Below are 7,451 nucleotides of genomic sequence, written 5' to 3' on the forward strand. Positions count from 1 at the left end.
GCCCTCCACAGTGGACCGATACGCGAGCGAGCCCAGCGCGTCCACCAGGGGAGCCAGTGTAGGGGAGCCCCCGGCCTCGGCCAGTGCCTCGGCGAGCGCCGCGTCATGGGTGGGGCGGGCGTCGGCGAGCAGGCGCTGCCCAGCCGGGGTGACCTCGGTGTAGATCCCTCGCCGGTCGTCGGCGCACAGATACCGCTGGAGCAGTCCCCGGTTCTCCAGCCTGCCGACCAGGCGCGTGGTGGCCGACTGGCTGAGTACCACGGCGTTGGACAGCTGGTTCATGCGCAGGTGGAAGCCATCCTGCCGGGCGAGGACGTCGAGGACGCCGTACTCGCTGACGGACAGTTCGTGTGCCTGCTGAAGGGCCCGTTCGAGTTTGTCCTCGATCAGGGCGTGCAGCGCGGCCAGCGTGCGCCAGCCCTGGGCGCGAGCTTCGACGGCGTCGTCGTCGAGTGACACGGTTCACCACTCCTCGGGGCTTTCCGGGTTCCTCCCCCATCTTTGCATGCTACGGTAGGCGCCGTCCGAAATAACCAGCGTGTGCAACTATTGCTGACGCGCCTAGTTGCACAGCGAACTCGCGGTGTTCCGGCGGCCGCAGGTATGGCTCGCGCTCGCCATGACCGCGCTCGGCTTCGGCGGGGTGTTCGCGTCCTTCACCTACATCGCGCCCATGATGACCGGCGTCGCCGGATTCTCCTCAGGCGCCGTGACCTGGCTGCTCGTCCTGTTCGGCGTCGGGCTCGTGGCGGGCAACCTGCTCGGCGGCCGCGCGGCGGACCGGGCATTGATGCCCAGCCTGTACGCGATCCTGGCGGCACTGGCCGTCGTGCTCGTGATCTTCGTGTTCACCGCGCACGCGCAACTGCCCGCCGCGATCACCATCGCCCTCTTCGGCGCGGCCGGGTTCGCCACCGTGCCGCCGCTGCAGGCCCGGGTGATGGACAAGGCCGAAGGCGCACCCGCACTGGCCTCGGCCGCGAACATCGCCGCCTTCAACCTCGGCAACGCGGGCGGCGCCTGGCTGGGCGGCCTGGCCATCGAGCACGGCCTCGGCTACACCGCCCCCAACTGGATCGGTGCCCTGCTCGCCGCGGCCGGGCTCGCGGTCGCCGCGGCCTCCGGGCTGCTCGACCGCCGCCGCAGCACCGCCTCGGCCACCGAATTCGCGCGCTGACAGGAAAAGCCCTGCTCGAGCCATGCGCTCGAGCAGGGCGGAGGTCACCGGTGTCCACAAGGGACATCCGAATGATCAGCTCGTGAGGGCTTCCTCACGAGTGCGGTAGAGCGGGATTTCCTGATCCAGCCCGGTGAGCTGGAGCGGGCGGGCGGTGGTGCTGCTTTCCGCCACCACCCGCAGGGTGGTGTCCGAGCCGGCTTCCTGGCGGGCCGTGACGAGGGCGGTCAGCCCGGCCGAACCGAGGAATTCGACGGCGGAAAGATCCACGACAAGGACCTCCGGCCGGTCACGGAGAGCGGCCAGGAGCGCCTTCTCGAACTCCGGTGCGGTCACCATGTCGATGTCACCCGACACCACCAGCACGACGGCAGCGCCCTGCGTTTCGGTGGTGACGTGCACGGCCTGCCCGTTCGGGGGTTCGGTATGCGCTGAACTCACCTCGTCAATATCTCACAACTGGAAGCAAAACTCCGGTCAGCGCTCCAGCGCCTCGCCCAGGTCGGCGCTGAGCGGAAGCCGGTCGGTGAGTCCCGCCGCCCGCAGCGCGCGACGGACGCAGTGCGGCCCCACCAGTCGCAGCGTCACCTGCTCCAGTTCCGCCCGTTCGGCGGCGAAGAGCAGTTCCGACAGCCCGGCGGTCCCCAGGAACGACACGCCCGAGAGGTCCAGCACCACGCGGGCGGGGCGCGACGACCAGATCGGGCCGAGCGCGGCGGCGAGGTCGGGAGCGGTCGCGGCGTCGACCTCACCGGCGACGTGCACCACGATCGCTCCCTGCGCCGGGCGGGACAGCGAGACGTTCAGGCTGGCGGAAGATGAGCTGAGAGCAGTAGCCACGGAATAACCTCCGATGGGCTCGATCTGGGCGTAGATTGCGCACCCCCGCCGGAAACGACCCCCAGACGGGCACGAGCCACGGCTGCTTACTCAACCGCGTGGAACTTCCTGTGTAGCACAGACAGACCTGTCTGTACAAGCTTAGCCTTCGTTTACCGGCTCTTTACCCGAATGGGGAGCCCTTCCGCCTCCGGCCAGGGCCGAACGGGAAAACGCCCGCCGACCTGGCTGGTCAACGGGCGCCTCCGGCGATTCGCTCGGGTCCCCTCAGGCAACCGTGGTGCGCGCGCGACGGTACAGCTTGCGCCGCTCACCCTCCGTGGCTCCACCGAAGATTCCGTAGTCCAGGCCGCTGTCCAGCGCGTTCGCCAGACACTCGGCGCGGACGGGGCACCGCGCGCAGACAGCCTTCGCCTGCGCGACCTGCCGGGCCCCCGGGCCCATTTCGGACACGGGAAAGAACAGCTCGGGGTCCTCGTCCCGGCAGGCGGCACGCTGCCGCCAGTCGATGTGATCGCGGTTCATCTCCTGCCGCCTCCTCTCCTTGGTGTGGTCAAGGGCGTGCTGCTCCGCCGCGCGCGAACAACCCAGGATCCAGCGGAACAGCGCCCGCGAGGAGGGGAGTGGAGGCACGACGTGCAGACCAGCCGAGCTATTAACGCAAACACAGCCGGCTTTGATCCCGCAATTCGGTTGTGGTGTCGCCCACTTAACGCCTACCCCCCGGCGGCGCGCCCTAATCCATCCGGGGTGAACTCGGATCCGGTCGCGCGCCGAGGGATGTCGGGCAGGTTTGGGCGGCAGGTTCGCCCCTTCCCCGCTCAGGCCAGTTGGAAACTCCAACCGGCAATCCGAGGTGCTAAGTTGGAATTCCAGACCAGGAGGGACGCATGGCCGGACGCGAATGCTCGATCGCGAACGCGCTGGGGGTGGTCGGCGAGCGCTGGAGCCTGCTCGCCCTCCGCGAGGTGCTGCTCGGCGCCCGGCGGTTCGACCAGATCGTCGCCCACACCGGCGCCAGCCGCGACATCCTCGCCGCCCGGCTGCGCAAGCTCGTCGACGCCGGAGTGCTCGAGAAGCAGCAGTACGAGGACCGTCCCCCGCGCTACGAATACGTGCCCACCGAGGCCGGCCGCGCGCTGGCACCGATCCTGCAGAGCCTGATGGACTGGGGCGACCGCTTCGTCACCGACGGCCCGCCCCCCACGGTCTGGGAGCACTCTTGCGGGGCGGAACTGCACGTCAGGCCGGTGTGCGCGCACTGCGGACAGCCACTCGAACCCGGCGACAGCCACCTGGTCCGCCTCGGCGCCGTCCAGCCGTAGCCGCGCCGCCAATCCAGGCCCGTGAGGGAACCCCTCACAGGCCTATCGACCAGGGCCCCGGCAAAGTCCGGTCCGCGCGGCGATGCACGGCACACCTCCCGCAGTTTGTGTCCCACCTTCCTGCGCTTGTGTCCCACGCTCGTGCAGTGCTGGGTGCCACGCACTGCCGTGAGGGGTCTCCTCACGGTCAATACGGCCAGGGTCCCGGCAAAAGTCCGGCGCCTTGAAGGGCACCGGCCCCAGACCAAGCGTGGAACTCAAGCGCCTGAGGGTGGGACACAAGCGCCTGAGGGTGGGACTCGCTGGTGCCGGGGGCCGAAGCGCATCTCGAAGTCGCGGACCGCGATGCCACCCAGCGGCCTGCCGAAGTTCAGCCAGCCGAGCCTGCCGCCGAAGCGCCAGGCCGACTTCGCCAGGGAGAGGCGCCCGCGAGCCCGGATCGGCGTGCGGGCCAGTGCCCCCCGAAGCGTCTGCATCGCCGTCCCCACGACGGGGAACGGCATGCGCAGGCCTACCGGTCCGCTGCGCACTTCGGCCTCCGCCAAGAGGGTGTCGCCCTCGCTCGCCCGTGCCCTGGCCACCCTGCCGTGCGCCATCCCGAACGCGGCCAGTTCCTTCGGAATCCCCCAGAGCTCCCGTCCTCCGGCCCGCGAGGCCGGGCTGTCCACCCAGATGTCCGTGATGGACAGTCCGAATCGCGCGCCCCGCCGCACCATCACCGCGGCCAGCACCTCGTGGTACGGCAGCAGGCCGCCGGGCAGGTAGTCGACGAACGCCGTGCCGACCACGGCCCGGCCCGCCACGGTCACCGGCCGCACCCCGGGCGCCAGTTCGGGCAGGGCCCACTCCGGCACCAGCCACAACGACACGTAGCCGTGGCCGCACAGGTCCCAGGGCTCGTCCGGGTACCCGGCTTCTCCGCTCACCGCGCTCTTCCCCGCTTCGTTCACTTCGGACTGATCGGCAGCCGCAGCGCCCCCGGCGCGGCCTGCGGCACCACCGGGTTCTTCGGCGCGACCGGCGCCAGCCGGACGTAGGCCGCGCCGAGCGCGGGCCGCCGGTCCTGTTCGCCCTTGTTGGGCCACAGCGACATCGCGCGCTCGGCCTGTGCCGTGATGGTCAGCGACGGGTTCACGCCGAGGTTCGCCGAAATCGCCGAGCCGTCCACCACGTGCAGGCCTTCGTGGCCGTAAAGCCGCTGGTACGGGTCGACCACCCCGGTCTCCGGCGAGTCGCCGATCGCGCAACCGCCGATGAAGTGGCCGGTCAGCGGGATGTTCGCCAGATCGCTCCACGCTCCCCCGGCGATCCCGCCGATCTTCGCGGCCACCCGGCGGGTGGCGTCGTGTCCGGCCGGGATCCACACCGGGTTCGGCTCGCCGATGCCCTGCCTCGTCGTCATCCGGCGGCCGAGCAGCCCGCGCCGGGTGTAGGTGGTCAGCGAGTTGTCGAGGCTCTGCATCACCAGCAGCGCGATCGTCTGCTCCGACCAGTGGCGCGGGTTGAGCAGCCGCGGCAGGTCGCGCCGGTGCCGCAGCAGTTCCCGCAGCCCGAGCAGCCACCGCGGCCGCCCCGGTTCCGCGTCGACCAGCACCGTGTTCAGCAGCCCCATGAGGTTGCTGCCGTGGCCGTAGCGCACCGGTTCGATGTGGGTGTGCTCGTCGGGGTGCATCGACGAGGTGATCGCCACCCCCTCGGAGTAGTCCACCGCGTCGCCGCGTGCCCGTGCCGCCAGCACCGCCTCCGAGTTGGTGCGCGAGAGCGTGCCCAGCCTCGGCGAGATTCCCGGCAGGCTGCCGCGGTCGCGCAGGCGGTGCAGCAACCGCTGGGTGCCCAGGGCCGCCGCCGAGAACACCACCTGCTCCGCCGTGTAGGTGCGCCGCCCGCGCCCGCCCGTCTGGCGGGCGTGCACGGCGTAGCCCCCGCCGGGCAGCGGCCGGACGTCGGTCACCGTGGTCAGCGCGTGCACCCGCGCCCCGGCCAGTTCCGCGAGGTGGAGGTAGTTCTTGACCAGGGTGTTCTTGGCGTTATGGCGGCATCCGGTCATGCACTCGCCGCAGTGGGTGCACGCGGTGCGGGCCGGGCCGAGCCCGCCGAAGAACGGGTCCGGCACCGTCTGGCCTTCCCGTGCCCCGAAGAACACGCCCACCTGTGCCGGGTGGTAGGTGCCGCCGACGCCCATGTCCTCGGCGACCGCGCGCATGGCCCGGTCCGACGGGGTCACCCGCGGGTATTCCGTCGCCCCGAGCATCCGTTTGGCCTGGTCGTAGTGGGGTGCGAGTTCGTCCTGCCAGTCGGTGATGTGCCCCCACTGGGAGTCGCGGTAGAACCGCTCGGGCGGTTCGTAGAGCGTGTTGGCGTAGACCAGCGAACCGCCGCCCACGCCCGCGCCGGTCAGCACCAGCACGTCCTTCAGCAGGGTGATGCGCTGGATGCCGTAGCAACCCGCGACCGGCGCGAAGAGGTAGTCCCGCAGATGCCAGGAGTTCTTCGCGAACTCGTCGTCGGCGAAGCGACGGCCCGCCTCCAGCACGCCGACGCGGTAGCCCTTCTCGGTCAGCCGCAGGGCGGAGACGCTGCCCCCGAAACCCGAGCCGATCACCAGGACGTCGTAGTCGAACCGGGTCATTTCAGCCCGCCTTCGCCACACGCTCGCCCGCGGGCACCTCGCGGTAGGCCGAGAAGTCGACCTTGGCGGTGCGGCGGTGGTACTCCCAGACCAGGCCCGGCCAGTTCGTCGAAATCCGGCCGTTCTCCTCGCGGTACCAGCTCGAGCACCCGCTCCACACGCTGTCGGCGAGCCGCCGCTGCACCTCGGTGTCGAACCTTCCGGCCGCCTCCGGTCGGACGTCCACACAGGACAGCTCTCCGCGCGAGATCCGGTGCAGGATCTGGAGGACGTAGCGGGCCTGGTGCTCCATCATGTACACGATGGAGTTGCCGCCGAGGTTGGTGTTCGGACCGTAGAGGATGAACATGTTGGGGAAGTCGGGCACGCTCATGCCGAGGTAGGCGTGTGCCCCGCCCTCCCAGGCCTCGGTGAGTTTCCGCCCGCCAAGGCCCCGGATGCTCATCGGGGCGAGGAACTCGGTGGCCTTGAAGCCGGTGCCGTAGATGATGACGTCCGCCGGGTACTCGGCCGTGTCCGTCCGCACGCCGGTGGGGGTGATCCCGGTGATCCGCTCGGTGATCACGTCCACATTGGACTGTGCCAGCGCCGGGAACCAGTCGTTGGAGAACAGCAGCCGCTTGCAGCCGATCGGGTAGCCGGGACGCAGACGCGCGCGCAGCGCGGCGTCGGGCACCTGGCGGCGCAGGTGGAAGCGGAACAGCAGTTCGAGGAGCTTGCCCAGCGGTTTGGCGCTGGTCAGCGCCATGGTGAGCAGCTCGCCGGTGCTCCAGGTGGCGAACCGGCCCGCCCGCTGGGTCAGCGGCAGCGAGCGGAACAGGCGGTGGTGCAGCGGCAGGTAGGCGCGGTCGGGCTTGGGGATGACGTAGGGCGCGGACCGCTGGAACACGGTGAGCCTGCCCGCCTGCGGCTGGATCCGGGGCACGAACTGGATCGCGCTGGCACCGGTGCCGATCACGGCCACCCGCTTGCCGCTCAGGTCCACGTCGTGGTTCCACTCGGCCGAGTGGAAGATCTCGCCGGTGAAGGTGTCCGCGCCGGGGAGGTCGGGCACCGCGGGCCGCGACAGCTGACCGACCGCGGGGACCAGCACGTCGGCCTCGAAGATCTCGCCCTGCGCGGTCTCGATCCGCCAGCGGCGGCTCTCGGCGTCGAACTCGGCGCCGACCACCTCGGTGTTGAACCGGATGTGGTCGCGGACGCCGAACTTGTCCGCCGTCCGTTCCAGGTAGCCGAGGATGTCGGGCTGCTCGGAGTACCGGCGCGGCCACGTCCGGTTCGGGGCGAAGGAGAACGAGTACAGCGAGGACGGCACGTCGCAGGCCGCACCGGGATAGGTGTTCTCCCGCCACACCCCGCCGAGGTCGCCGGCCTTCTCGAAGAGCGTGAAGTCGGCGAAGCCCGCGCGTTTGAGCAGGATGGCCATGCCGAGGCCGCCGAATCCGGCGCCGATGACGGCGACCGTCGGCTTGCGGTGGGA

General features: G+C 70.6%; 8 protein-coding genes and 1 pseudogene. 2 read left to right on the plus strand and 7 right to left on the minus strand.

Going from position 1 to position 7,451, the window contains the following annotated elements; translation table 11 throughout:
* The coding region (locus FNH05_RS27220; protein ID WP_144591608.1) for a MarR family winged helix-turn-helix transcriptional regulator at positions 1-459 on the minus strand (459 nt) is incomplete at its 3' end.
* A gap of 106 nt (positions 460-565) precedes the next feature.
* Here FNH05_RS27220 and FNH05_RS27225 point away from each other — a divergent pair.
* A pseudogene (locus FNH05_RS27225) lies at positions 566-1,177 on the plus strand (MFS transporter); the annotation flags it as partial.
* A 75-nt stretch (positions 1,178-1,252) separates the two neighbouring features.
* Here FNH05_RS27225 and FNH05_RS27230 read toward each other — a convergent pair.
* The 3 genes from FNH05_RS27230 to FNH05_RS27240 form a co-directional block, all read right to left on the minus strand.
* Positions 1,253-1,618, minus strand: a complete 366-nt coding sequence (locus tag FNH05_RS27230) for an STAS domain-containing protein (protein ID WP_246127966.1) — start codon at positions 1,616-1,618, stop codon at positions 1,253-1,255.
* 36 nt (positions 1,619-1,654) lie between these two features.
* Positions 1,655-2,017, minus strand: a complete 363-nt coding sequence (locus tag FNH05_RS27235) for an STAS domain-containing protein (RefSeq protein WP_186382761.1) — start codon at positions 2,015-2,017, stop codon at positions 1,655-1,657.
* A 267-nt stretch (positions 2,018-2,284) separates the two neighbouring features.
* Positions 2,285-2,542 (minus strand): WhiB family transcriptional regulator, encoded by a 258-nt coding sequence (locus FNH05_RS27240; RefSeq protein ID WP_144591612.1) that lies wholly within the window; start codon positions 2,540-2,542, stop codon positions 2,285-2,287.
* Positions 2,543-2,907: 365 nt separating this feature from the next.
* Here FNH05_RS27240 and FNH05_RS27245 point away from each other — a divergent pair, with 365 nt between their 5' ends.
* Entirely contained in the window at positions 2,908-3,342 is a 435-nt protein-coding gene (locus tag FNH05_RS27245) for a winged helix-turn-helix transcriptional regulator (RefSeq protein ID WP_144591614.1), read from the plus strand.
* Positions 3,343-3,599: 257 nt separating this feature from the next.
* Here the strand turns inward: FNH05_RS27245 and FNH05_RS27250 are convergent, their stop codons facing one another.
* The 3 genes from FNH05_RS27250 to FNH05_RS27260 form a co-directional block, all read right to left on the minus strand.
* Positions 3,600-4,268, minus strand: a complete 669-nt coding sequence (locus FNH05_RS27250; RefSeq protein WP_144591616.1) for an acetoacetate decarboxylase family protein — start codon at positions 4,266-4,268, stop codon at positions 3,600-3,602.
* Positions 4,269-4,288: 20 nt separating this feature from the next.
* On the minus strand, positions 4,289-5,971 hold the full coding sequence (locus tag FNH05_RS27255) for an FAD-dependent oxidoreductase (RefSeq protein ID WP_144591618.1): 1,683 nt from the start codon (positions 5,969-5,971) through the stop codon (positions 4,289-4,291).
* A 1-nt stretch (position 5,972) separates the two neighbouring features.
* Positions 5,973-7,451, minus strand: a 1,479-nt coding sequence (locus tag FNH05_RS27260; protein WP_246127967.1) for a flavin-containing monooxygenase, incomplete at its 5' end; no start/stop codon positions are given.

Source organism: Amycolatopsis rhizosphaerae (assembly GCF_007713715.1).
Classification (GTDB): Bacteria; Actinomycetota; Actinomycetes; order Mycobacteriales; family Pseudonocardiaceae; genus Amycolatopsis_E; species Amycolatopsis_E rhizosphaerae.

Coding starts and splice junctions, on each gene's coding strand:
- FNH05_RS27255 (WP_144591618.1), bottom strand. CDS start 5,971: ATGACCCGGTTCGACTACGACGTCCTGGTGATCGGCTCGGGTTTCGGG.
- FNH05_RS27245 (WP_144591614.1), top strand. CDS start 2,908: ATGGCCGGACGCGAATGCTCGATCGCGAACGCGCTGGGGGTGGTCGGC.
- FNH05_RS27240 (WP_144591612.1), bottom strand. CDS start 2,542: ATGAACCGCGATCACATCGACTGGCGGCAGCGTGCCGCCTGCCGGGAC.